General features: G+C 59.3%; 21 protein-coding genes. 14 read left to right on the forward strand and 7 right to left on the reverse strand.

Translation table 11 applies throughout. From position 1 onward, the window contains the following. Nucleotides 1-44: 44 nt before the first annotated feature. A complete protein-coding gene (gene kdgD, locus ACM6I5_RS06805) occupies nucleotides 45-956 on the reverse strand; it encodes a 5-dehydro-4-deoxyglucarate dehydratase (RefSeq protein WP_017336515.1) in 912 nt (303 codons plus the stop codon). A gap of 238 nt (nucleotides 957-1,194) precedes the next feature. On the opposite strand from kdgD, the gene ACM6I5_RS06810 reads away from it, so the two are divergent. The 3 genes from ACM6I5_RS06810 (at nucleotide 1,195) to ACM6I5_RS06820 (ending at nucleotide 3,109) form a co-directional block, all read left to right on the forward strand. Next, nucleotides 1,195-2,499 carry a phospholipase gene (locus ACM6I5_RS06810; protein WP_414883447.1) on the forward strand — a complete coding sequence of 435 codons (1,305 nt, stop codon included), beginning with the start codon at nucleotides 1,195-1,197 and terminating at the stop codon, nucleotides 2,497-2,499. Nucleotides 2,500-2,513: 14 nt separating this feature from the next. Beyond that, entirely contained in the window at nucleotides 2,514-2,705 is a 192-nt protein-coding gene (locus ACM6I5_RS06815) for a hypothetical protein (protein ID WP_414883448.1), read from the forward strand. Between the two features lie 179 nt (nucleotides 2,706-2,884). After that, nucleotides 2,885-3,109 (forward strand): hypothetical protein, encoded by a 225-nt coding sequence (locus ACM6I5_RS06820; RefSeq protein ID WP_253436305.1) that lies wholly within the window; start codon nucleotides 2,885-2,887, stop codon nucleotides 3,107-3,109. On the opposite strand, the gene ACM6I5_RS06825 is transcribed toward ACM6I5_RS06820, so the two are convergent. The 4 genes from ACM6I5_RS06825 to ACM6I5_RS06840 form a co-directional block, all read right to left on the reverse strand. Further along, entirely contained in the window at nucleotides 3,106-3,855 is a 750-nt protein-coding gene (locus tag ACM6I5_RS06825) for a FadR/GntR family transcriptional regulator (protein WP_414883449.1), read from the reverse strand. The two genes, ACM6I5_RS06820 and ACM6I5_RS06825, sit on opposite strands and share 4 nt — an antisense overlap. Before the next feature lie 145 nt (nucleotides 3,856-4,000). Further along, the gene (locus ACM6I5_RS06830; protein WP_017336512.1) at nucleotides 4,001-5,728 is read right to left on the reverse strand and encodes an ABC transporter ATP-binding protein/permease; all 1,728 of its coding nucleotides are present in this window, start codon (nucleotides 5,726-5,728) and stop codon (nucleotides 4,001-4,003) included. 97 nt (nucleotides 5,729-5,825) lie between these two features. Continuing rightward, nucleotides 5,826-6,386 (reverse strand): response regulator transcription factor, encoded by a 561-nt coding sequence (locus tag ACM6I5_RS06835; protein ID WP_017336511.1) that lies wholly within the window; start codon nucleotides 6,384-6,386, stop codon nucleotides 5,826-5,828. After that, complete coding sequence (locus ACM6I5_RS06840) at nucleotides 6,379-7,641, reverse strand: ATP-binding protein (protein WP_017336510.1); 1,263 nt, start codon at nucleotides 7,639-7,641, stop codon at nucleotides 6,379-6,381. The genes ACM6I5_RS06835 and ACM6I5_RS06840 overlap by 8 nt, the downstream gene beginning before the upstream one ends. 370 nt (nucleotides 7,642-8,011) lie before the next feature. Here ACM6I5_RS06840 and ACM6I5_RS06845 point away from each other — a divergent pair, with 370 nt between their 5' ends. The 9 genes from ACM6I5_RS06845 (at nucleotide 8,012) to ACM6I5_RS06885 (ending at nucleotide 20,914) form a co-directional block, all read left to right on the forward strand. Continuing rightward, nucleotides 8,012-8,728: an SIMPL domain-containing protein gene (locus ACM6I5_RS06845; protein ID WP_017336509.1), complete on the forward strand. Its 717-nt coding sequence runs from the start codon at nucleotides 8,012-8,014 to the stop codon at nucleotides 8,726-8,728. A gap of 1,459 nt (nucleotides 8,729-10,187) precedes the next feature. After that, on the forward strand, nucleotides 10,188-11,813 hold the full coding sequence (locus tag ACM6I5_RS06850; RefSeq protein ID WP_052909686.1) for an ABC transporter substrate-binding protein: 1,626 nt from the start codon (nucleotides 10,188-10,190) through the stop codon (nucleotides 11,811-11,813). Nucleotides 11,814-12,120: 307 nt separating this feature from the next. Beyond that, nucleotides 12,121-13,722 carry an ABC transporter substrate-binding protein gene (locus tag ACM6I5_RS06855; protein ID WP_414883450.1) on the forward strand — a complete coding sequence of 534 codons (1,602 nt, stop codon included), beginning with the start codon at nucleotides 12,121-12,123 and terminating at the stop codon, nucleotides 13,720-13,722. Between the two features lie 171 nt (nucleotides 13,723-13,893). Beyond that, nucleotides 13,894-15,270 carry an OprD family porin gene (locus ACM6I5_RS06860; protein ID WP_017336507.1) on the forward strand — a complete coding sequence of 459 codons (1,377 nt, stop codon included), beginning with the start codon at nucleotides 13,894-13,896 and terminating at the stop codon, nucleotides 15,268-15,270. A 79-nt stretch (nucleotides 15,271-15,349) separates the two neighbouring features. Further along, on the forward strand, nucleotides 15,350-16,945 hold the full coding sequence (locus ACM6I5_RS06865; RefSeq protein ID WP_414879351.1) for an ABC transporter substrate-binding protein: 1,596 nt from the start codon (nucleotides 15,350-15,352) through the stop codon (nucleotides 16,943-16,945). A 74-nt stretch (nucleotides 16,946-17,019) separates the two neighbouring features. Then, nucleotides 17,020-18,030 (forward strand): ABC transporter permease subunit, encoded by a 1,011-nt coding sequence (locus ACM6I5_RS06870; RefSeq protein ID WP_017336505.1) that lies wholly within the window; start codon nucleotides 17,020-17,022, stop codon nucleotides 18,028-18,030. A 13-nt stretch (nucleotides 18,031-18,043) separates the two neighbouring features. Further along, nucleotides 18,044-18,955, forward strand: coding sequence for an ABC transporter permease subunit (locus tag ACM6I5_RS06875; RefSeq protein WP_031318385.1), 912 nt, complete (start codon nucleotides 18,044-18,046; stop codon nucleotides 18,953-18,955). A 10-nt stretch (nucleotides 18,956-18,965) separates the two neighbouring features. After that, on the forward strand, nucleotides 18,966-19,934 hold the full coding sequence (locus ACM6I5_RS06880) for an ABC transporter ATP-binding protein (RefSeq protein ID WP_017336503.1): 969 nt from the start codon (nucleotides 18,966-18,968) through the stop codon (nucleotides 19,932-19,934). Beyond that, nucleotides 19,934-20,914, forward strand: a complete 981-nt coding sequence (locus tag ACM6I5_RS06885; protein ID WP_017336502.1) for a peptide ABC transporter ATP-binding protein — start codon at nucleotides 19,934-19,936, stop codon at nucleotides 20,912-20,914. The genes ACM6I5_RS06880 and ACM6I5_RS06885 overlap by 1 nt, the downstream gene beginning before the upstream one ends. Before the next feature lie 127 nt (nucleotides 20,915-21,041). On the opposite strand, the gene ACM6I5_RS06890 is transcribed toward ACM6I5_RS06885, so the two are convergent. Both ACM6I5_RS06890 and ACM6I5_RS06895 read right to left on the reverse strand, forming a co-directional pair. Beyond that, the gene (locus ACM6I5_RS06890) at nucleotides 21,042-21,293 is read right to left on the reverse strand and encodes a hypothetical protein (RefSeq protein ID WP_414883451.1); all 252 of its coding nucleotides are present in this window, start codon (nucleotides 21,291-21,293) and stop codon (nucleotides 21,042-21,044) included. Between the two features lie 337 nt (nucleotides 21,294-21,630). After that, on the reverse strand, nucleotides 21,631-23,214 hold the full coding sequence (locus ACM6I5_RS06895) for a peptide chain release factor 3 (protein WP_017336500.1): 1,584 nt from the start codon (nucleotides 23,212-23,214) through the stop codon (nucleotides 21,631-21,633). Between the two features lie 388 nt (nucleotides 23,215-23,602). Here ACM6I5_RS06895 and ACM6I5_RS06900 point away from each other — a divergent pair, with 388 nt between their 5' ends. Together ACM6I5_RS06900 and ACM6I5_RS06905 are read left to right on the forward strand one after the other, a co-directional pair. After that, nucleotides 23,603-24,319 carry an ABC transporter permease gene (locus tag ACM6I5_RS06900; RefSeq protein WP_017336499.1) on the forward strand — a complete coding sequence of 239 codons (717 nt, stop codon included), beginning with the start codon at nucleotides 23,603-23,605 and terminating at the stop codon, nucleotides 24,317-24,319. Nucleotides 24,320-24,339: 20 nt separating this feature from the next. Continuing rightward, complete coding sequence (locus ACM6I5_RS06905; protein ID WP_017336498.1) at nucleotides 24,340-25,233, forward strand: glycine betaine ABC transporter substrate-binding protein; 894 nt, start codon at nucleotides 24,340-24,342, stop codon at nucleotides 25,231-25,233.

Below are 25,233 nucleotides of genomic sequence, written 5' to 3' on the forward strand. Positions count from 1 at the left end.
CAAAAGGCCGCTGATCACTCAGCGGCCTTGTTTAATCGGGTGTGTTACTGCGCACCTTGCTTGTCGATCAACGCGGCGAGCATTTCGTACTCTTCGCCGGTCAGGTCGGTCAGCGGCGCACGCACAGGACCTGCGTCATAGCCGGCAATTTTTGCCCCGGCCTTGACGATACTCACCGCGTAACCGGCTTTGCGGTTACGGATGTCCAGGTACGGCAGGAAGAAGTCGTCGATGATCTTGCCGACGGTGGCGTGATCTTCGCGAGCGATAGCGTGGTAGAAATCCATCGCGGTTTTCGGGATGAAGTTGAACACCGCCGAGGAGTAAACCGGCACGCCCAGTGCCTTATAGGCCGCTGCGTAGACTTCGGCGGTCGGCAAACCACCCAGGTAGCTGAAGCGATCGCCGAGGCGACGACGGATCGACACCATCAACTCGATATCGCCCAGGCCATCTTTGTAGCCGATCAGGTTCGGGCAACGCTCGGCCAGACGTTCCAGCAACGGCGCGGTCAGGCGGCAGACGTTGCGGTTGTAAACCACTACGCCGATCTTCACCGATTTGCACACGGCTTCAACGTGAGCGGCAACGCCGTCCTGGCTGGCTTCGGTCAGGTAGTGCGGCAGCAGCAACAGGCCTTTGGCGCCCAGACGCTCGGCTTCCTGTGCGTACTCGATCGCCTGGCGGGTCGAACCACCCACACCGGCCAGAATCGGCACGCTGGTTTCGCAGGTGTCGACGGCGGTCTTGATGATTTCCGAATATTCGCTGGCCGCCAGAGAGAAGAACTCACCGGTGCCGCCTGCGGCGAACAGAGCCGAAGCGCCGTATGGGGCCAGCCATTCGAGACGCTTGATGTAGCCAGCGCGATGGAAATCGCCCTGAGCATTGAAATCGGTAACCGGGAAAGACAGCAGACCGGAAGAGAGGATGGACTTCAGTTCTTGTGGATTCATTATTCGAACACCCTGGGTAGCACGTTTGTGTGTGAGGAAATCGTTCAGCCTGCGCCGAAGTTGTAGGTCATCGTACAACTTAAAAAACAACCGTCAACTGCATTTCATCGCCGCATCCAAAATTTATGCGTCGGAAAAGTATTTTCTTGACGTAGGAAAGTTCTCCTCTATGCTCTGAATAACTGTATATACATACAGTTAACTTCAAGCATACCGACGACATATCAAGGAGATAGAAATGTCAGGTCTACACACACAAACCCAGGAAAAACCGAAGCCGGTCATCGCAAGTCTGGATGATCTGTTCAACGAGAACGGCATCGCCATTACGGGTAATGACCACCTGCTCCTGCACCTCGACGCCCCTGGCTCCGACACCCATCAACCGTCCACCTCTGCATCCGTCAACGCCTTGAAAGGCAAGCCACAGCTGAGGTTCGAGGGGGGTGAACACACGGCCATCGGTGATAACACGCTGCTACGTTTCGTCAAGGATGCCCCTGCTGTAGTGGCGTCGCAGGTCGAGTTGCACTTGCCGAACGGCTTGGCACTGACCTATGGGCAGATCGTTGCCCTGGGGGGTGATTTCTATGGAATTGCGGATAAACCGGTCAGCGAAGGCGCAACCGCTGCCGACCGGGTCCAGCGTTTTACCGAGGCTTTCAATTCCCTGGCGGTCCTGCCCGCGTCCAACGCCGAGGCGAAGCTGATTCTCGGCGTCATGCAGAAGGAAATCGCCGCAGTCAAACAGGCGATCAAGGATGGCAAGCAGCCCCACGAGGCGTATGACGCCTTGGGTGATACGTTGTCGGAAGAGTGGAACAAAATCACCGGCGGCGGCAGCTTCGTTTCCGCCCTGTACCCACTGGGGCGCTACCTGAAACTGGCCGCCAACAATGCCGATCACTTCGCCGAATGGGCACTGCTGGCCTACATCGCCGGGCACACGGCCGCGTTGCAACAAGCGGTGATCGCCCACAACACAGCTGACGACCAGTCGCTGGAACTGGCCTATGCGCTGAACGCTTTCGCCGATCACTACCTGACCGACCTGTTTTCCGCCGGCCATCTGCGCGTGCCACGCAAACAGTTGGCGGCAGTGGTCACGCCGAGTGATCTGGGCTCGTTGATCACCCGCTTCATGCACGACGAAGACAGCAAGTTCGGCCTCAACGTGCGTAATGGCGATGGCGCTCAATGGCATGCGTATGGCGACAAACGCTACTTCGATGCCATCGACAGCGCCAACCGCCTCCAGGTCAATCAAGCGGTTCAAGTGTCTGCGGATGAGATATTCGCGGCGTACCTCAGCGGCATCGCCCCTTCGCCAGGCAGCTTCGCAGCGTTGAAAAAACTGCCTGATCTGCAAGCGGTGTTGAGCCCGACGGGCAATTTCTCGCCGTTGTTCAAGGTCGAGGGCACCAAGGTGCTGCGGCGCAAGGACGTCAACAACCTGAACGATACCGCCACGGTGGATGACTGGTGGGGCTGGAGCACTTACCTGCTGCTCAAGGACTACAACCCGACTGGCAACGTGGCCTGATAAGGAGATCGATGATGAGCATCAAATTGAAACTGGAACTGGCCTCGGGCCAATCGCTGAAGGGTGCGCCGCTGGAGTTGTTGGCGGATGGCAAGCCGATTGCCAAAGCGGTGGTGGGTGAGTCTGGGGTCGTGGCGTTCGATGCCAGGCCCAAGGCAGCCAAACTGACGGTGCGAGTAGACCGGGGGATTTTGAAAACCGTCTGAAAGATGGTTTGAAGGCTTCTGGCCCCATCGCGGGTTCGCCCGCGATGGCCTTATCTGTGACGCAGCGGCGAAGGCGGATTGACACTGACCATTCATCGAAACTGTTATTTCTTACAGTTTCGAGTCCCCTACCTCCGAGGCTTAATCGGGCAGTCAATCACTGCACAGGCGAAGGCCCCATGAGCACAATCCATCGGTTTAACTTTCCTGCCAAAACCAGACATGCAGCTCAGGAGTTGCCATCAGATTTTGACCTGAATGTGAGTGTGGGCGATATCGTCGCGTTTGAAACACTGCCCGGCCAGTACTGGGAAATCACCCTGAAAATATTCAAGGTTTTGCTGAACGACACAATTGAGTACGTGGATTACAAAACGATCGAGGTGAAAGATCCTTACCTCTAGCCCCGCTGCGCCTCAGCCTCTTCATGGGCATGACGCAACCGCTCGCGGCTGTTGGTCAAATGCAAGCGCATCGCCGCCCGCGCGGCATCGGAATCCTGGCGGGCAATCGCATCGTAGATCTCTTCGTGCTCACGGCTCAGACGGCTCATGTAGTGCTGCTGATCATCATGGGCCAGGCGCGCCGAGTTGAGTCGGGTGCGCGGAATGATGCTGGTGCCGAGGTGGGTCATGATGTCGGTGAAATAGCGGTTGCCGGTCGACAGCGCGATTTGCAGGTGAAACTGAAAGTCCGAGGCCACGGCATCACTGGCGTGGGCCGCGCTTTCGTTCAAGGCGTCCAGCGCGGCGCGCATCAGCGCCAACTGTTCAGGGCTGCGGCGTTGTGCGGCGAGGCCGGCGGATTCCACTTCGAGGCTGATGCGCAATTCCAGAATCGCCAGCACATCACGCAGCGTCACCACGGTGGCCGGGTCGATACGAAAACCGCTCGGGCTCGGCGTATCGAGCACGAAGGTGCCGATGCCGTGGCGGGTTTCCACCTGCCCGGCCGCCTGCAAACGGGAAATCGCTTCGCGCACCACGGTGCGACTGACGCCATGGGCATCCATGATCGCCGACTCGGTGGGCAACTTGTCGCCGCGCTTGAGTTGACCGTCGCGAATCTGCTCGGACAGCACCGTCACCAGTTCCTGTGCGAGGCTGCGGCGCTTGCGTGGAAGGCGTGGTGCATCGATCGGGTTTTCCATGGTGAACGTCTGTCTCGAAAAATTCGGCTGAAACCGCATCATAGCTCAAGGTGGTTGTACGATCACCACCACTCCCTGTGGACGCGAATTGTGGCGAGGGGATTCATCCCCTCACCACAAAAGCCCACACAGAGTCTTGTGGTGTTCATGCGGTCACGGTCTGGTCCACCAGATGGCCATTTTCAATGCGCACATGCCGCGGATGGAAGCGCTTCAGGCTGCTGCGATGCCCGACGCTGACAATGCTCAGCCCCGGAATCTCATCGATCAGTGCCTGATACAGCGACGCCTCATCCTCTTCGTCCATCGCCGAGGTCGCTTCGTCCATGTACAGCCATTGCGGTGCATAAAGCAGCGCGCGGGCAAAGGCCAGGCGTTGCTGTTCACCCGGGGAAAGCATGCGTTGCCAGTGATTCGCTTCATCCAGGCGCGAAACCAGGTGTGGTAAACGGCAGGTTTCCAACACATGAACGTAACGCTCGTGCGGATAGGTCTCGCCAGGCTGTGGATAACTCAACGCCTCGCGCAGCGTGCCAATCGGCAGGTAAGGCTTTTGCGGCAGGAACAGATAGCGCGCCGCCGGCAGACGAATGCTGCCATGGCCCGCAGGCCACAGATGACCCATCGCCCGCAACAGTGTGGACTTGCCACTGCCAGAGCGGCCGCTGAGCATCACGCGCTCGCCCTCCTCCACGGTCATGTCGGCGTTGGTCAGCAGATGACGACCATCAGCAAGGTCGAGGCCCAGGTCATGCACCTTCAATGCATCACCCTGATTCTGCACGTCGATGGCTGGCGCACGCTCTTCATTGTCGGTCATGGCCTGGCGGAAACTCAGCAAACGATCGCAGGTGGCGCGCCACGACGCGAGGTTCTGGTACGCACTGATAAACCAGCTGAAACTCTCCTGCACATTGCCGAACGCCGAACTGATCTGCATCAGCTCTCCGAGCTCGATCTTGCCGGCGAAGTAACGTGGCGCGGCGACCATGAACGGAAAGATGATGGCGGCCTGCTGGTAACCTGCGGTGAAGAACGTCAGACGCTTGGACACCTTCATGATGTCCCAGAAGTTGTGCCAGACCAGCCCGAAGCGGTTGCTCAGGCGACGGTTTTCATTGGGCTCGCCGTTGTACAAGGCGATGCTTTCGGCATTTTCACGGACGCGGACCATGGAGAAACGCAGGTCGGCTTCGAAGCGTTGTTGTCGGTTGTTGAGGCCGATCAAGCGACGGCCGATCAAATGGGTCAGCCAGCTGCCGATCACGGCATACACCAGCACGCACCAGAACATATAGCCGGGAATGGTGAAACCGAACACCTCAATGCTGCCCGAAACGCCCCAAAGGATGATCGAGAACGACACCAGGCTCACAATGTTGCGCAGCAAACCGATGCCCAGTTCCAGGGTGTTCGAGGTGAAGTTGTTGAGGTCTTCGGAAATCCGCTGGTCCGGGTTATCGGTGTAACCGCCCTGCTCCAGCTGGTAGTAGTTCTTGTTGCCGAGCCAGCGGGCAAAATGCTTTTCAGTGAGCCAGGCACGCCAGCGAATGGTCAGCATCTGGGTCAGGTAGAGCCGGTACACAGCGCCGATAATCGCCACCGCGGCAATCCCGCAGAAATATAGAATCAGCCGCCAGAACGCGGCCTCGTCCTTTTGCTGCAGCGCGTTGTAAAAATCCTTGTACCAGGTGTTGAACCACACCGAGATGCCCACGCTGACCAGAGATAACGCAATCACCGCGATCAGCAGCGTCCAGGCCTTGCCCTTCTCTTCACTGCGCCAGTAAGGCGTGATCATCGCCCAGACTTTGCGAAAAAACTGCCCGCGCACAGCATCGTTGACCGCGGAATATTCAGCGTTCTGATTCATGGAAAAGGCTCGATAAAGAAAAGAACACGCACGAACCGATCATAGAGGATCGGTTCGGTCTGTCGCGAGGCGTGGCCGGCATTCGTTCAGCGCAGGTTCAGCGACGAACGGGACGTTTCTGCAGTTTGCGCTGCAGCGTGCGGCGGTGCATGCCCAGGGCGCGGGCAGTGGCGGAGATATTGCCTTCGTGTTCGGTCAACACACGCTGGATGTGTTCCCACTGCAGGCGATCCACCGACATCGGGTTTTCCGGTACCAGGGTGTCGAGGTCGGCGTGCTCGGAGAGCAACGCGGCGAGGACGTCATCGGCATCTGCCGGTTTGCACAGGTAGTTGCATGCACCGCGCTTGATCGCCTCGACGGCGGTGGCAATGCTCGAGTAACCGGTGAGGATCACCACGCGCATGTCCGGGTCGAGTTCGAGCAGTTTGGGCAACAACACCAGGCCCGAATCGCCGTCCATTTTCAGGTCCAGCGCGGCGTAGTCCGGGATGTCGGCCTGGGCGATGGTCAGGCCTTCTTCGGCGGAACCGGCAGTGCTGACGCGAAAACCGCGGCGGGCCATGGCTCGCGCCATCACGCGGGTGAACGTGGCGTCGTCATCTACCAGCAGCAAATGCGGCAGCTCTTCGCCTTCGACTTGGATCTCGTCACTCATGTTCGTCTCCTCGGGCGACACGGGGCAGGCGCAGCTCGGTGAGCGTGCCGCCTTCCTCATGACTGTAGAGTTTCACTGAGCCGCCGGCGCGTGTCACGCTGGCCTTGCTCAAAAACAGGCCCAGGCCGAAACCTTTGCCCTTGGTGGTAAAAAACGGTTTGCCGATCTGTTCGGCAATGGCCAGCGGCACACCGGCGCCGTGGTCGCGAATGCTGATGGTCAAATCCTCGGCATTCCAGTCCAGCGTCACTTGCAGCCCTTCGGGGCAAGCGTCGGCGGCGTTGTTGAGCAGATTCAGCAGCGCCTGGGTCAGGTCAGGCGGCGGCGCCATGCGCGGCACGGTGCCCTGGCCCAGACGCTGGAAGCGGTAGCTGGCTTCCGGGCGCATCAGGTGCCAGCGGTTCAGCGCTTCGTCGAGCCAGTCGGTGACGTCCTGCATTTCCACCGCCAAACGGCGATTGGCCTCCGCCGCCCGAACAAGCTGTTGCAAGGTTTCCTTGCAGAGCTTGACCTGATCCTGCAGTACGCTCAGGTCGTCCTGCAACATCGGGTCATGATGGTCCTGGCGCATTTCCTTGAGCAGCACGCTCATGGTCGCCAGCGGCGTGCCCAGTTCATGGGCGGCACCGGCGGCCTCGGTCGCGACGGCCAGCAATTGCTGATCACGCAGGCCTTCTTCGCGACGGATGGCGCGCAGTTCTTCCTGGCGGCGCAGCTCTTCGGCCATGCGCGCGGCAAAGAACGTGATCACCGCGGCGGCCAGGGCGAAACTCAGCCACATCCCGTAGACCTGCAGGTTTTCCCGGGCAATCGGGAAGGTTTGCAACGGATAGAAACCCGCCAGCAGCAAGGTGTACATCGTCAGCGCAATGCCCGACAGGATCACCGAATAACGCCATGGCAGCGTCACGGCGGCGATCGTCAGCGGCACCAGGTAATAAGAGACGAAAGGGTTGGTCGAGCCCCCGGAGAAATACAGCAAGGCACTGTGGATAAACAGGTCGCAGGCCAGTTGCACGGCGTATTCGAGTTCGGTGACGGGCCATGAGGTGCGCAAGCGGATCGCCGTGAACGCGCACAGCAACATCGAACAACCGAGGGTCGCGGCCAGTTGAAACCAGGGCAGCGGCAGCAAGTCGAGCCAGTAGGCCAGGCCCACGGAACCGGCCTGGGCGGCCAGCACCAAGGTGCGGATGAACGTCAGCCGCCAGAGATTCTGACGAGTCGCGGAAGTGATTTGAACGGGGGCGAGCATGAGCTCTCCTGATGAGCGCTCCAGGCGGATCGCACGGAGTATAACCAAGCACGGGGGCTGACAGGCAAAAGTGCGGCAAACGGCCACAGGCGCCAACGAGTTTCCCATGTGGCGAGGGAGCCTGCTCCCGCTGGACTGCGCAGCAGTTCCAAAACCTGCCACCGCGATTCAACAGTCAAACCGCGTCAGCCGATTTGCGACTGCTGCGCAGCCGAGCGGGAGCAAGCTCCCTCGCCACAAAAGTCCTTCAGTGGATCACCGGTCCATCTGTATAGAAGTTGTAACTGTGCGAACCGGATCATTAAAGCTAGAGTCTGATGGTTTCACGCAGGCTCGGACCCAACCCCTGCGCATCGCCCAAGGAGTTTTCATGCACACTTTCCGCCGCAGCGCCGCCCTCCTCGCCCTCAGCGTTGGCACCATCGCCAGCCTCCCGGCCCTGGCTGCCGACGAGCTGCATTACAACCAGATATCCCTGCGCGCCGAAGTCAGTCAGGAAGTCGCCCGCGACCTGATGATCGTGACCCTCTACACCGAAGAACAAAACACCGACCCGGCCAAACTCGCCGCGGACGTCAGCACCACCATGAACAAGGCGCTGGCCCAGGCCAAGCAAGTCAAGGACATCACCCTGCGCCAGGGCAGCCGCAACAGCTACCCGATCTACGACACCAAGGGCCAGAAAATCACCGGCTGGCGTGAGCGTGCGGAACTGCGCCTGGAAAGCTCCGACTTCGCTGCGCTGTCGAAGCTGACCGGCGAACTGCTGACCGACCTGAAAATGGGCGGCATGGACTTCGCCATCGCCACGCCAACCCGCAAGGCCAGCGAAGATGCACTGCTGAAAGATGCTGTAACAGCCTTCAAAGCCCGCGCGCAACTGGCCACCGATGCACTGGGCGGCAAGGGTTACAAAATCGTCAACCTGAACCTCAACAGCAACGGTTACCCACAACCGTACATGCGCGGCCCGATGATGATGAAAGCCGCCAGCATGGACGCCGCACCGGTGACCCCGGAAGTCGAGGCCGGCACCAGCCAGGTCAGCATGACGGCGGACGGGGTGGTTGAAGTGTTGCTGCCTTGATTCGATAACCCGTACAAAAAAAACGGCGATCACCGAAGTGATCGCCGTTTTTTATTGCCTGACAAAAGGCAGCGGTGGAACTGCCTGATATGTGGCGATCGCACCGCCGCCATCGCTGGCAGGCCAGCTCCCACAGGATTCCGGTACATCCACAAGAACAGGCCGGCTGGCAGGCCGCCATCGCTGGCAAAACAGCTCCCACAGGATCCCGGTACATCCACAAGAACATGCCGGCTGGCAGGCCGCCATCGCTGGCAAAACAGCTCCCACAAGATTCCGGTACATCCGCAAGAACAGGCCGGCTATCAGGCCGCCATCGCGGGCAAAACAGCTCCCACAGGATTCCGGTACATCCACAAGAACAGGCCGGCTGGCAGCCCGCCATCGCTGGCAGGCCAGCTCCCACAGGATTCCGGTACATCCACAAGAACAGGCCGGCTGGCAGGCCGCCATCGCTGGCAGGCCAGCTCCCACAGGATTCCGGTACATCCGCAAGAACAGGCCGGCTGGCAGGCCGCCATCGCTGGCAGGCCAGCTCCCACAGGATCCCGGTACATCCGCAAGAACAGGCCGGCTGGCAGGCCGCCATCGCTGGCAGGCCAGCTCCCACAGGATCCCGGTACATCCGCAAGAACAGGCCGGCTGGCAGGCCGCCATCGCTGGCAGGCCAGCTCCCACAGGATCCCGGTACATCCGCAAGAACAGGTCGGCTGTCAGGCCGCCATCCCACGCAATGAATCAGCGCCCCCCACCCACCAAACCACGAGGCCGAGCGTTAGCTCGCCTTGCGCTCTTGATCTTGATCCACCCGCCCCTTCGGGAGGCTGAGTGGAGGTGTTCATCCGGGGAGTGGCGCGCAGCGCCGTTCGACGCAGTCGAACACGCTGCATGTAGGTCGTCGCGAAGCAGACCGGAGGGCCGTGTCCCCGGATGAATACCGGAGCGAAGGAACGCCGAGCCTCAGCGAGGGGCCGGACGCTCGGGGCGAGCCTTTTTTTGCTTACTTTTTTTTGGCGTTTGAAAAAAAAGTGAGTCGCCGTAAGGGCGAAACCGCCAGCCGCCGTTACCGCAGAAATGGATATGTACTCAATCAGCCAGAACCTGGTCGGCTACCAGGCCGCCAAGATAAAGATCACTGCAAACCACCAAGGTGTCCACTGACAAACAGCAACGAGCCAAACTGGGGGTATAAATAAGTAACACCGCGCTCCAACCGGGTGCGCCAGACACCACGATCGCCCCCTGCCAGTGCATGGTTTGCACCGAAAAAACCCTGCGCAAACGGTCAAATGCGCACGAATTTACACATATGCGACATTAAGGTACGTTCGTGCCACTGTTTAACGCCTGTGGTCGCTCAGGATCTTGCATTGGGTATGGCCCCTGCATAAGTATCCGCAGGCACGGCTCACGAGGTCGTCCTCTAATTCCAAAAATGACAACAAATCATGAGGCCAACATGCTTAAACACGCGGTCATTCCGTTTTTAGTCGGCGCCAGCTTGTTAGCTGCCGCACCTTTCGCCCAAGCGGCGACTAACCTGGTGTTTTGCTCCGAAGGGAGCCCGGCCGGTTTTGATCCTGGTCAGTACACCACCGGAACCGACTTCGACGCCTCTGCAGAAACCATGTTCAACCGCCTGACTCAGTTCGAGCGCGGCGGCACCGCCGTTATTCCTGGTCTGGCGACCAAATGGGACATCTCCGATGACGGCCTGACGTACACCTTCCACCTGCGTGAAGGCGTCAAGTTCCACACCACCCCGTACTTCAAGCCGACTCGCGAGTTCAACGCCGACGACGTGCTGTTCACCTTTAATCGCATGATTAACAAGGATGACCCGTTCCGTAAGGCGTACCCGACCGAATTCCCGTACTTCACCGACATGGGGATGGACACCAACATCACCAAGATCGATAAAGTCGACGACCACACCGTCAAGTTCACCCTCAAAGAAGTGGACGCTGCGTTCATCCAGAACATGGCCATGAGTTTCGCTTCGGTACAGTCCGCCGAGTACGCCGCTCAACTGTTGAAAGAAGGCAAAGCCGCCGACATCAACCAGAAGCCAGTCGGCACTGGCCCGTTCGTGTTCAAGAGCTACCAGAAAGACTCCAACATCCGCTACACCGGGAACAAGGACTACTGGAAGCCTGACGACGTCAAGATCGACAACCTGATCTTCGCCATCACCACCGACCCGTCGGTGCGTATCCAGAAGCTGAAGAAGGGCGAGTGCCAGATCACTCTGTTCCCGCGTCCGGCTGACCTGAAGGCGCTGAAAGAAGACAAGAGCCTGAAGGTGCCTGACCAGGCTGGTTTCAACCTGGGTTACATCGCCTACAACGTGATGGACAAGATCAAGGGCAGCGATCAGCCGAACCCGATGGCCCAACTGAAAGTGCGTCAAGCGCTGGACATGGCCGTCAACAAGCAGCAGATCATTGATTCCGTTTACCAGGGTGCAGGTCAACTGGCCGTCAACGCCATGCCGCCGACCCAGTGGTCTTACGACACCACCATCAAGGATGCGCCGTACAACCCTGAGAAAGCCAAGGAGCTGCTCAAGGAAGCCGGCGTCAAGGAAGGCACCGAGATCAACCTGTGGGCGATGCCGGTGCAGCGTCCTTACAACCCGAACGCCAAGCTGATGGCAGAAATGCTGCAGTCCGACTGGGCCAAGATCGGCATCAAAGCCAAGATCGTGACCTACGAGTGGGGCGAGTACATCAAGCGCTCCAAAGGCGGTGAAAACGGCGCGATGCTGATTGGCTGGAGCGGCGACAACGGTGACCCGGACAACTGGCTGAACGTGCTGTTCGGCTGCGATTCGCTGCAGGGCAACAACTTCTCCAAGTGGTGCGACAAGAAGTTCGACGGCATCGTCAAGGAAGCCAAGCGCACGACCGACCAGGCCAAGCGCACCGAACTGTACAAGCAGGCGCAACACGTCCTCAAAGACGCTGTTCCGATGACACCTATCGCTCACTCGACGGTGTTCCAACCCATGCGCAACGAAGTGCGGGATTTCAAGATCAGCCCATTCGGCTTGAACTCCTTCTACGGCGTTAGCGTCAGCAAATAAGATCTGGCAACGGCGACGTTTTTGACGTCGCCGTTGCTTTATCTACCGAGAAAGCAGGAAAACACCTACATCCAATTCTGCCGAGTACTACAGCGGCGGGGTCGGACGCGTTGCCCTTTCCTACGAGTCTTTAGGACTCTTCGCATTTACTGCCAGACCCACGGTTCATACCGTCGGGATCTGACCAGCTTATGCGTGGGCTTTCGGTTTTTGCTGCACGTCATGGCTTGAGATCAATGATGCCTCCACGTCCCGGATGGGACCGCGGTGCATTGAAAACACTTAGAGAAAGAGAAAAGGGAGCGTCATGCGCCATACCTTGGTTTTATCCGCATTGCTGGGCACCGGCCTGCTGGCCGCCACTCCCATCAGCCAGGCCGCCAACAACAGCCTGGTGTTCTGCTCCGAAGGCAGCCCGGCTGGCTTCGACACCGCGCAGTACACGACCGCGACCGATAACGATGCCGCCGAGCCGTTGTACAACCGACTGGCAGAATTCGAAAAAGGCGCCACCAACGTCGTACCAGGCCTGGCAACAAGCTGGGATATTTCCGAGGACGGCCTCAAGTACACTTTCCACCTGCGCGAAGGGGTGAAATTTCACACGACCAAGTACTTCACGCCGACCCGTGACTTCAACGCCGACGACGTGCTGTTCACCTTCAATCGCATGCTCGATCCGCAGCAACCTTTCCGTAAGGCTTATCCAACCGAATTCCCGTACTTCAACGGGATGAGCCTGAACAAGAACATCGCCAAGGTCGAGAAGACCGGGCCGCTGACCGTGGTCATGACGCTCAACAGCGTGGACGCCGCGTTCATCCAGAACATCGCCATGAGCTTCGCCGCCATCCTGTCCGCCGAGTACGCCGACAAGCTGCTCGCCGAAGGCAAGCCGAGCGACATCAACCAGAAGCCGATCGGCACCGGGCCGTTCGTGTTCAAGAGCTACCAGAAAGATTCCAATATCCGTTACAGCGGCAACAAGCAGTACTGGGACCCGAGCCGGGTCAAGCTCGACAACCTGATTTTCGCCATCAACACCGACGCCTCGGTGCGCGTGCAGAAGCTCAAGGCCAACGAGTGCCAGATCACCTTGCACCCGCGCCCTGCCGACGTTGAAGCGTTGAAGAACGACGCCAAGCTCAAACTCATCGAGAAGCCCGGTTTCAACCTCGGCTACATCGCCTACAACGTGCGCCACAAGCCGTTCGACCAGCTCGAAGTGCGTCAGGCCCTGGACATGGCGGTGAACAAACAAGGCATTCTCAACGCGGTGTACCAAGGCGCCGGGCAACTTGCGCAAAACGCCATGCCGCCGACCCAATGGTCCTACGACGAGACCATCAAGGACGCCGCCTACAACCCGGAAAAAGCCAAGGAACTGCTCAAGGCTGCCGGCGTGAAAGAAGGCACCGAAATCACTTTATGGGCGATGCCGGTTCAGCGCCCGTACAACCCGAACGCCAAGTTGATGGCCGAGATGCTCCAGGCTGACTGGGGGAAAATCGGTCTCAAAGTGAAGATCGTCAGCTACGAATGGGGCGAGTACATCAAGCGCACCAAGAATGGCGAGCACGACGTCAGCCTGATTGGCTGGACCGGTGACAACGGGGACCCGGACAACTGGCTCGGCACGCTTTACAGCTGCGACGCCATTGGCGGCAACAACTACTCCCAATGGTGTGATCCGGCTTACGACAAGCTGATCAAGCAGGCCAAGGTCGTCACCGATCGTGACCAGCGCACCGTGCTCTACAAACAGGCCCAGCAGTTGCTCAAGCAGCAAGTGCCGATCACGCCTGTCGCCCACTCGACGGTCAACCAGCCGTTAAGCGCCAAAGTCGAAGGATTCAAGGTGAGTCCATTCGGCCGCAACGTGTTCTCGGGCGTCAGTATCGACCAATAACCGATTAGCCAAAACGCTGGGGGCGGATTCCGCCCTCGCGCAAGCGTATTGCCGCAATTTGCCTTTAAGGCCTGAAGCAAACGTTTGCGATGCCCTGCATGAGTTCCAAAACCAATAGTCGGATCACCCAAAAAGACCGACATTAAAAAAAGAAAGTAAGGAGCTTCACCCATGAAACTGAGCAGCACCGCGTTATTAGCCCTGGCCATCAGCAGCGTCACCGCCACGGCGTACGCAGAATCCCAGAGCCAGGACTTCGTTCCAACCCAACTGGCAAGCACCAACGCACAGTCGGAAGCCAAGGGCTTCATTGATGGTCAAAGCCTGTCGGGCAGCACCCGTAACTGGTACGCCAACGAAGATAAACAGCGAGGCGCTACCTACAAGTACGAGCGCCACGGCGAAACCCTGAACGGCACGCGCCGTATCAACTGGGTTCAGGGCACCATCCTGAATTACACCTCGGGTTTCACCCAAGGCACCGTGGGTTTCAGCACCGAAGTCGCTGCTTACAATGCCATTGCACTGGATCGTAGCCGCGAAGACATCAAGGGCGGTTCCAACCGTACCCTGGCTCACACCAACGGCGACGCGGTGGATCAGTGGAGCAAACTGGGCCTGGCCAACGTCAAGGCGCGTATCTCCAACACCACCCTGACCGCTGGTCGCCAGAACTTCAGCAGCCCGATCGTCGACGTCATCGGCAACCGTCCGCTGCCTTCGAGCTTTGAAGGTGTGGCCATTCACAGCGAAGAGTTCGACAACCTGTCGTTCGACCTCGGCACCTTCGACCGCGTATCGCCTCGTACCGAACAGAGCCTGACCAAATTCACGTCCGAGTACTCGGCAAATGGCGCTGAAACCGACCACGTAAACACCGCAGGTCTGAACTATCAGCCGCTGAAAAGCCTGAAAACCAGCCTGTACGCGAGCAACGTAGAAGATTTCTGGAACCAGTACTACTTTGGCGCCACTCACGAACTGGGGGACAGCTCGATCCTGAGCCTGACCACCGGCCTGAACTATTACAAAACCGTCGACGAAGGCAAAAAGTTGATGGGTGAGATCGACAACGACACTTACTCGCTGTCGTTGGGACTGACTCACCTCGCCCACAGCCTGACGTTCTCTTATCAGGAAGTGAACGGTAACGAGTACTTCGACTACCTGCATGAAACCAACGGCATTTACCTGGCCAACTCCCTGCTGTCCGACTTCAACGGCCCGAACGAGAAGTCCTTCCAGATCGCCTACGGCCTGAACATGGCCGAATACGGCGTGCCGGGGCTGAAGTTCAACATCTACCAGGCTCGCGGCTGGGGCATCGACGGTACGCACTACACCGGTACCGCCTACGACGTACGTAAAATGGACGGTGAGAACCACTATGAATACGGCATCGGTACGTCGTACGCCGTACAAAGCGGTCCGCTCAAGGCCACCACAGTCCGCGCTACCTACACCACCCACCGCGCCAGCGATAACCAGGCTGACGGTAGCATCAACGAGTTCCGTCTCGTGACCACCATCCCGTTCAAAATTTTGTAAAAAGCGCCAGCCGACGGCTGACTCATGATGAGTCGGCCGTTCGGTTTCTTCCTGTTCAACCGATTGCAGAGGGTTCTTGATGAAAATGCTTCCCCTACGTGCGGCCATCGCTGCCGCGTTGCTGAGTGTTGCCGTTGGCGTCTCGGCCAAACCCCTGGTGGTTTGCACCGAAGCCAGTCCGGAAGGCTTCGACATGGTCCAGTACACGACTGCAGTCACAGCCGATGCGGTGGCCGAAACCATCTTCAACCGCCTGGCGGACTTCAAGCCCGGCACCACGGAAGTGATTCCGGCGCTGGCCGAGTCCTGGGATATCAGCGAGGACGGCCTGACCTACACCTTCCACCTGCGCAAAGGCGTCAAGTTTCACACCACCGACTACTTCAAGCCGACCCGCGACATGAACGCCGACGACGTGGTCTGGAGCTTCCAGCGTCAGCTGGACCCGAATCACCCGTGGCACAAGCTGTCGAGCGTGGGCTTCCCGTACTTTGAAAGCATGGGCTTCAAGGAACTGCTCAAAAGCGTCGAGAAGATCGACGACAACACCGTCACCTTCACCTTGACCCGCCGCGAAGCGCCATTCCTGGCCGACATCGCCATGGCCTTCTCCTCTATCTATTCCGCCGAGTACGCCGACCAGCTGCTCAAGGCGAACAAGACCGGCGACCTGAACAACAAACCGGTCGGCACCGGCCCGTTCATTTTCCAGCGTTACGCGAAGGACGCGCAGGTTCGCTTCAAGGCCAACCCGGACTACTTCCGTGGCAAGCCGCCGGCGGATTCGTTGATCCTGGCCATCGCCACCGACAACAACGTGCGCCTGCAAAAACTCAAGGCCAACGAGTGCCAGGTGGCGCTGTATCCGAAGCCGGATGACATCCCGAGCATCAAGAAAGACGCCAAACTGAAGGTTGACGAGCTGAACGCGATGACCGTTTCGTACATCGCCATGAACACCACGCACAAATACATGAGTGATGTGCGCGTGCGTAAAGCCATCGACATTGCCTTCGACAAAGAGGCTTATGTCAACGCGCTGTTTGGCAAAGGCAATGCGACCGTGGCGGTCAACCCGTTCCCGGATACGCTGCTGGGCTACAACCACAGCCTGAAAAATCCGGCCCGTGACCTGGACAAGGCCCGCGCCCTGCTCAAGGAAGCCGGCGTACCGGAAGGCACCACCTTCACCCTGTTCACCCGCAACGGCGGCGGTCCAACCAACCCGAACCCGATGCTCGGCGCGCAGATGATGCAGGCCGACCTGGCCAAGGTCGGTATCAAGATCGACATCCGCGTGATGGAATGGGGCGAAATGCTCAAGCGCGCGAAAAACGGCGAGCACGATATGGTTTCCGCCGGATGGGCGGGCGACAACGGCGACCCGGATAACTTCCTGACGCCTATGCTCAGTTGCGAAGCCGCGAAGAACGGCGAAAACTATGCGCGCTGGTGCAATGACAAGTTCCAGGCACTGATCGACCAGGCCCGGGAAAAAACCGATCCGGCCGAGCGGGCAGCGCTGTACGAACAGGCTCAGGTTATTTTTAACCAGGACCAGCCATGGATCAGCATGGCGCACACTAGAATGTTCACCGCAATGCGCAACAACGTAGAGGGCTATCACATTAGCCCCCTCACCACTAATAACTTCGCCACCACCCAGGTGAAGTAGATAAGAAAACTCCCGGTGTCCCTGACTCCAGGGACACCAGGCACGCCTAACCGGCTGATGAGGTACACCACAAGATGTTTAGTTTTATTGCCCGCCGATTGGGGTTATTGATCCCCACGTTCTTCGGCATCACCTTGCTGACTTTCGCGTTGATTCGCATGATTCCAGGCGACCCCGTGGAAGTAATGATGGGCGAACGTCGAGTCGACCCCGAAATGCATGCTCAGGCAATGGAACGCCTAGGTCTGAACAAACCGCTGTATGCCCAATACCTGGATTACATTGGCAAACTGGCCCACGGCGATCTCGGCGAATCCCTGCGTACCCGGGAAAGCGTCTGGAGCGAATTCACTTCCCTATTCCCCGCGACCCTGGAACTGTCCATGGCCGCCCTGTTGTTCGCCGGCATCCTGGGCCTGTTGGCCGGGGTGATCGCGGCACTCAAGCGAGGATCCCTGTTCGACCATGGGGTGATGGGCATCTCCCTGGCGGGATATTCGATGCCGATCTTCTGGTGGGGCCTGATCCTGATCATGTTCTTCTCGGTGTCCCTGGGCTGGACCCCGGTGTCCGGGCGGATCGACCTGCTCTATGACATCGAGCCGCGCACCGGTTTCATGCTCATCGACACGCTGCTGGCCGATGACGTCGGTGCGTTCTTCGATGCCTTGCATCACCTGATCCTGCCGGCCATCGTGCTCGGCACCATTCCGCTGGCGGTTATTGCGCGGATGACCCGTTCGTCGATGCTCGAAGTGCTGCGTGAGGACTACATCCGTACCGCCCGCGCCAAAGGCCTGTCGCCGTCGCGCGTGGTGTTCGTGCACGGCCTGCGCAACGCGCTGATTCCGGTGCTGACCGTGGTCGGCCTGCAAGTCGGCACATTGCTGGCCGGTGCGGTCCTGACCGAAACCATCTTCTCGTGGCCCGGCATCGGAAAATGGCTGATCGAAGCCATTGGCGCACGGGACTATCCCGTGGTGCAGAACGGCATCCTGTTAATCGCCTGCCTGGTGATTCTGGTCAACTTCGTGGTGGACATCCTCTACGGCTTTGCCAACCCACGCATCCGTCATCAGCGCTGAGATCATCATGACCATGACCACTCCAATTCCAGCGGTAGCAGTCGATCAAAGCCTGCTGTATCCGTCCCCGTACAAAGAATTCTGGCAGGCGTTTTCCAAGAACAAAGGCGCCGTTGCCGGCCTGATGTTCATGCTGCTGGTGATTTTCTGCGCAATCTTCGCGCCGTGGGTTGCCCCGCATAACCCGAGCGAGCAATACCGCGACTTCCTGCTGACCCCGCCGTCCTGGCTGGAAGGCGGGCAGATCCAGTTCCTGCTCGGCACCGATGAACTGGGTCGCGATCTGCTGTCGCGACTGATCAACGGTTCGCGCCTGTCCCTGCTCATCGGCTTGTCGTCGGTGGTGATGTCGCTGATTCCGGGCATCCTCCTGGGTCTGTTCGCCGGGTTCTTCCCGCGCGTGCTCGGCCCGACCATCATGCGTCTGATGGACATCATGCTGGCCCTGCCGTCCCTGCTGCTGGCCGTGGCGATTGTCGCCATCCTCGGCCCTGGCCTGATCAACACCATTATTGCCATCGCCGTGGTTTCGTTGCCGTCCTATGTTCGTCTGACCCGCGCCGCGGTGATGGGCGAATTGAACCGCGACTACGTGACCGCCGCGCGCCTGGCGGGTGCCGGTCTGCCACGCCTGATGTTCGTCACCGTGTTGCCTAACTGCATGGCACCACTGATTGTTCAGGCGACCCTGAGCTTCTCCTCGGCGATTCTCGATGCCGCGGCACTGGGCTTCCTCGGCCTTGGCGTACAACCGCCAACCCCTGAGTGGGGCACCATGCTGGCTTCGGCTCGCGACTACATCGAACGCGCCTGGTGGGTCGTCAGTCTGCCTGGTTTGACCATTTTGCTCAGCGTGCTGGCAATCAACTTGATGGGCGACGGCCTGCGCGATGCGCTGGACCCGAAACTCAAGAACGCCGCCTGAGGAGATTCAAATGTCACTGTTAGAAATCAAGAATCTCAACGTTCGCTTCGGCGACAAGAACGCCGTTCCGGTGGTCGACGGGCTCGACATTTCCGTGGACAAGGGTGAAGTGCTGGCCATCGTTGGCGAGTCGGGCTCCGGTAAATCCGTGACCATGATGGCGCTGATGGGCCTGATCGAGCACCCGGGGATCGTCACCGCCGACGCCCTGAATTTCGACGGCAAGAACATGCTCAAGCTCAGCAACCGTCAGCGTCGGCAAATTGTCGGCAAAGACCTGGCCATGGTCTTCCAGGACCCGATGACCGCGCTGAACCCGAGCTACACCGTCGGCTTCCAGATCGAAGAAGTGCTGCGCCTGCATCTGAAGATGTCCGGCAAGCAAGCCCGCGCCCGCGCCATCGAACTGCTGGAAAAAGTTGAAATCCCGGGCGCCGCCAGCCGTATGGATGCTTACCCGCATCAATTGTCCGGCGGTATGAGCCAGCGTGTGGCGATCGCCATGGCAATTGCCGGCGAACCGAAACTGCTGATCGCCGACGAACCGACCACCGCCCTCGACGTAACGATTCAGGCGCAGATCATGGACCTGCTGCTGGCGTTGCAGAAAGAGCAGAACATGGGCCTGGTGCTGATCACTCACGACCTCGCGGTCGTGGCCGAAACCGCTCAGCGCGTGTGCGTGATGTACGCCGGCCAGGCGGTTGAAGTCGGTCAGGTGCCGCAGCTGTTCGACATTCCGGCGCACCCGTACAGCGAAGCGCTGCTCAAGGCGATTCCGGAACACAGCCTCGGCGCCACGCGCCTGGCCACGCTGCCAGGCATCGTCCCCGGTCGTTATGACCGTCCGCAAGGTTGCCTGCTGTCGCCGCGCTGCCCGTATGTGCAGGACAACTGCCGTGCGCAACGTCCGACCCTTGACCCGAAAAGCAACAGCCTTGCCCGCTGCTTCTACCCGCTGAACCAGGAGGTGGCGTAATGGCCGTCGTACTTACCGCTCGCGACCTCACCCGTCACTACGAAGTGTCCCGTGGCCTGTTCAAGGGTCATGCGACCGTACGCGCCCTGAACGGTGTGTCGTTCGAACTGGAAGCCGGCAAGACACTGGCCGTCGTAGGCGAATCGGGTTGCGGCAAATCCACCCTGGCCCGGGCCCTGACGCTGATCGAAGAGCCCTCTTCCGGCTCGTTGAAAATCGCCGGGCAGGAAGTCGCCGGTGCTGACAAGGCTCAACGCAAGCAACTGCGCAAAGACGTGCAGATGGTGTTCCAAAGCCCATACGCCTCGTTGAACCCTCGGCAGAAAGTCGGCGATCAACTGGCTGAACCGCTGTTGATCAACACCAGCCTGAGCGCAACCGAACGTCGCGAGAAAGTGCAGGCGATGATGAAGCAGGTGGGTTTGCGCCCTGAGCATTATCAGCGTTATCCACACATGTTCTCCGGTGGTCAGCGCCAGCGGATCGCCCTCGCTCGCGCGATGATGCTGCAGCCAAAAGTGCTGGTGGCGGACGAACCAACCTCGGCGCTGGACGTGTCGATCCAGGCGCAGGTGCTGAACCTGTTCATGGATCTGCAGCAGGAGTTCAACACGGCGTACGTGTTCATCTCCCACAACCTCGCGGTGGTGCAACACGTTGCCGATGACGTGATGGTGATGTACCTCGGCCGCCCGGTGGAAATGGGCCCGAAGAACGACATCTACGAACGCCCGTTGCACCCGTACACCCAGGCGCTGCTGTCGGCCACCCCGACCATTCACCCGGACCCCAACAAGCCGAAAATCAAGATCGTCGGCGAGTTGCCCAACCCGTTGAACCCGCCGTCGGGTTGCGCTTTCCACAAGCGCTGCCCGTACGCAACCGACCGCTGCAAAACCGAAGAGCCAGCCTTGCGCCCTCTCGATAACCGCCAGGTGGCGTGCCACTACGCCGAGCAGTTCCTCGACGGCGCGGCATAACGGGCGAAGAAAAACCTGTGGGAGCGGGCTTGCTCGCTGCCACAGGGGACACCCGGCCTGTTCAAAAACCCCTTCTGCCCTGGCTGCGCATCAGGCAGGGCAGAAGGGGTTTTCTTTTGCCTGCTACTTAAGCCCCTTCATCTTCATCGGTATCGGCATCCGGATCCTCGGTGGTCGAATCGTCATCATCCGCACTGCCGCCCTGGCCTTGATCGCCGGGCTCCGACTCGGACGCGGCGATCATCAGCCCGGAGTGCGCCACCTGCCCGCTCGACGCTTGCTCATCATGAGACGAACATTCCGCCCACGCCGCTGACATGCCAACCGACAGCAGGACCAAAACCTTCAGCAACAACACAATGCGTTGAAAAATGCTCATGACCGATTCCATCCTTTACAGGTGAAACGTTGAAGCCCGACGGCACTGAGAGACATTCGGTTCCGATGGGGCGGGTTCTCCAGATAGGACTCTGACGATGCGCGGGAAATGCCATGAATGGGGAGACTGGTTTGGAATAATGTTTATACCCAAACCCACCAACAACGCTGATCCCTGTGGGAGCCAGCCTGCTGGCGATAGCGGAGTGACATTCAACACATTGATTGAATGAAAAAATGCCATCGCCAGCAGGCTGGCTCCCACCGTTGACCGCGTCAGGTATGAAAAAGCCCCGGTGCTTTCGCGACCGGGGCTTTTTATTGTTTCAACTCAGCGCTTAGTGATGCTCACGCGTCGCACGGAATTTCACATCCGGCCAGCGCTCTTCCATCAACGCCAAATTGACCCGGGTCGGGGCCAGGTAAGTCAGGTGACCACCGCCGTCAACCGCGAGGTTTTCCACGGCCTTGACCTGGAACTCCTCGAACTTCTTCTTATCGTCGCAATCGATCCAGCGTGCGGAATACACGGTGATCGGCTCGTAGGAGCACTCGACCTTGTATTCCTCTTTCAAGCGACTGGCGACCACATCGAACTGCAGCACACCGACGGCGCCGAGGATGATGTCGTTGCTGCGCTCGGGGAAGAACACCTGGGTGGCGCCTTCTTCGGCCAATTGCTGCAAGCCTTGACGCAGTTGCTTGGATTTCAGCGGGTCACGCAGGCGCACGCGACGGAACAGTTCCGGAGCGAAGTGCGGGATACCGGTGAAGCCCAGGACTTCGCCTTCGGTGAAGGTGTCGCCAATCTGGATGGTGCCGTGGTTGTGCAGGCCGATGATGTCGCCGGCAAACGCCTCTTCCAGTTGCTCACGCTCGGAAGAGAAGAACGTCAGGGCATCGCCGATGCGCACATCCTTGCCGGTGCGCACGTGGCGCATCTTCATGCCCTTCTCGTATTTGCCGGAGCAGATACGCATGAAGGCGATACGGTCGCGGTGTTTCGGGTCCATGTTCGCCTGGATCTTGAACACGAAGCCGGTGAATTTCTCTTCGACCGGTTCCACGGTGCGCTCGTTGGCGACACGGGCCAGCGGTTTCGGCGCCCAGTCGACCACGGCGTCGAGCACATGATCGACACCGAAGTTGCCCAGCGCAGTACCGAAGAACACCGGTGTCAGTTGGCCGTCGAGGAATTCCTGCTGATTGAATTCGTGGCAGGCGCCCTGCACCAGCTCCAGCTGATCGACGAAGCGATCGTATTCATCACCCAGATGCGCGCGGGCTTCGTCGGAGTCGAGCTTCTCGATGATTTTCACATCGGTACGCTCGTGACCGTGACCGGCGGTGTACACGATGATGTAGTCATCGGCGAGGTGATAAACGCCCTTGAAGTCGCGGTAGCAACCGATCGGCCAGGTGATCGGCGCCGCCTTGATCTTCAGGACCGCTTCGATTTCGTCGAGCAGTTCGATCGGGTCGCGGATGTCACGGTCGAGTTTGTTGATGAAGCTGACAATCGGCGTATCACGCAGACGGCAGACGTCCATCAGCGCGATGGTCCGTGGCTCTACACCCTTACCACCGTCGAGAACCATCAACGCCGAGTCGACCGCCGTCAGGGTGCGGTAGGTGTCTTCGGAGAAGTCTTCGTGGCCCGGGGTGTCGAGCAGGTTGATCATGTGATCGCGATACGGGAACTGCATGACCGACGTGGTAATCGAGATACCACGCTGCTTTTCCATTTCCATCCAGTCTGAGGTGGCATGGCGGTCGGACTTGCGAGACTTCACCGTGCCGGCAACCGCAATCGCCTTGCCCATCAGCAAGAGCTTCTCGGTGATGGTGGTCTTACCGGCATCGGGGTGGGAAATAATGGCGAAAGTGCGGCGTTTCGCGACTTCGGCGGCCTGTTTGGTCATGGGAAATCGCCTGGCGGTGATTCAAAAAAGGGCGGCGAGTATAGCGCAAACAGACCTTGGCAGACCACCGCTCGGCCCGCCACACGGATCTTTGTAGGAGCGTGTTGTGGCATCGCGCGAGGACGTGCCAGGGCATTAAGGGTGGCAATCTGCTGTTAAATATGGAACCTTTTAAAAGGTAGAGACGTCCACTCCCCTGTTACAGCTCTCGTAGCAGGGTTTGAAGAACCTGCAAGTTAGCCTGACGAGGCTGCGCTTATGGCTCGATCTCATGCGGTTGCATCAGCATGAAGAGCTGCTTCTCGCGAACGTTGATAATCCCGGCAGCCAGGAATGGCATTGCCACTCGGGACTGCGTTCGCCGACAAAGAAAAAAAGGAGTCCGCCTGTGGCTATTCGCTATGGCAAGGGGCTGACAGGAGGTGCGGTTGTCGTCGCCCTTCTGGCCCTGCTGGTCCACTGGATTGGCATCAACACGATCGAACATTACCGCGACGATTTGTTGTTTTACCTGCAAGCTCACCTGATTCTCGTCCTCGTTTCCATGCTGGCCGCCCTCGTTGTGGGCATCCCCGCCGGTATCTTCCTCAGCCGCCCGACCATGGTGGGCCGCGCTGAACGCTTCATGCAGATCTTCAACATCGGCAACACCGTGCCGCCTCTCGCCGTACTCGCCATCGCCCTGGGTATCCTCGGCATCGGCAGCGGCCCCGCGATCTTCGCCCTGTTCCTCGCCTCGTTGTTGCCGATCGTGCGCAACACCTATGAAGGCCTGAAAAACGTCCAGGGTTCACTCAAGGAAGCGGCCGTCGGCATCGGCATGACGCCGACTCAAGTGCTGTGGCGGGTCGAACTGCCGAACGCCGTGCCGATCATCATCGGCGGTGTGCGTGTGGCGCTGGCAATTAACGTCGGTACCGCGCCACTGGCGTTCCTGATCGGTGCCAACAGCCTGGGCAGCCTGATTTTCCCCGGCATTGCCCTGAACAATCAGCCGCAACTGCTGCTCGGCGCGGCCTGCACCGCCCTGCTGGCCTTGCTGCTCGACGGTCTGGTGACACTCGCCAGCCGCCTCTGGCTCGAACGCGGCTTGCGCCCGTCTTAAGCCTCGGCAAAGGAACTGACATGAAAAAAATATGCTTATTTATAGGCTGCGCCCTGCTGTTCGCAGGATTTGCCCAAGCCGCTGAAAAACCCGTGATCCGCATCGGCGCCCGGGTGTTCACCGAGCAAACCCTGCTCGCGGAAATCACCGCCCAATACCTGCGCACCAAGGGTTATGACACCCAGGTGACCGGTGGATTGGGCAGCAATCTGGCCCGCAGCGCCCACGAAAGTGGTCAGCTGGATTTGATGTGGGAATACACCGGTGTGTCGTTGGTGGCTTACAACCATGTCACCGAAAAACTCGACAGCGCTCAGTCCTACGCCAAGGTGAAAGAACTCGACGCGAAAAAAGGCCTGATCTGGCTCACTCCGTCGAAATTCAGCAACACCTACGCCCTGGCCCTGCCGGAAAAAACCGCGAAGGCCTACCCGCAGATCAACACCATCAGCGAGCTGAACACGGTGCTGCAGGCTGAGGCGAAGACTAATCACCTGGTCGCGCTGGACACCGAGTTCGCCAACCGCTCCGACGGCCTGGACGGCATGGTCGACCTTTACGGCATGAACCTGACCCGCAAAAACATCCGGCAGATGGATGCCGGGCTGGTCTACACCGCCCTGCGCAATGGCCAGGTATTTGCCGGCCTGGTCTACACCACCGACGGTCGCCTGAACGCCTTCAAGCTCAAGCTGCTCGAAGACGACAAGCACTACTTCCCGGACTACACCGCCGCGCCGGTGGTGCGTCAGGCTTACCTCGATGCCCACCCGAAACTCGCGGAGGAGATCAAGCCACTGGCCGAGCTGTTCGATGACGACACCATGCGTGCGTTGAACGCACGGGTCGATGTCGATCACGAAAGCCCTTCATCCGTTGCCGCCGATTTCCTGCGCCAGCATCCACTCAACTAA

Source organism: Pseudomonas sp. IT-P171 (assembly GCF_949767765.1).
GTDB lineage: Bacteria > Pseudomonadota > Gammaproteobacteria > Pseudomonadales > Pseudomonadaceae > Aquipseudomonas > Aquipseudomonas fluorescens_B.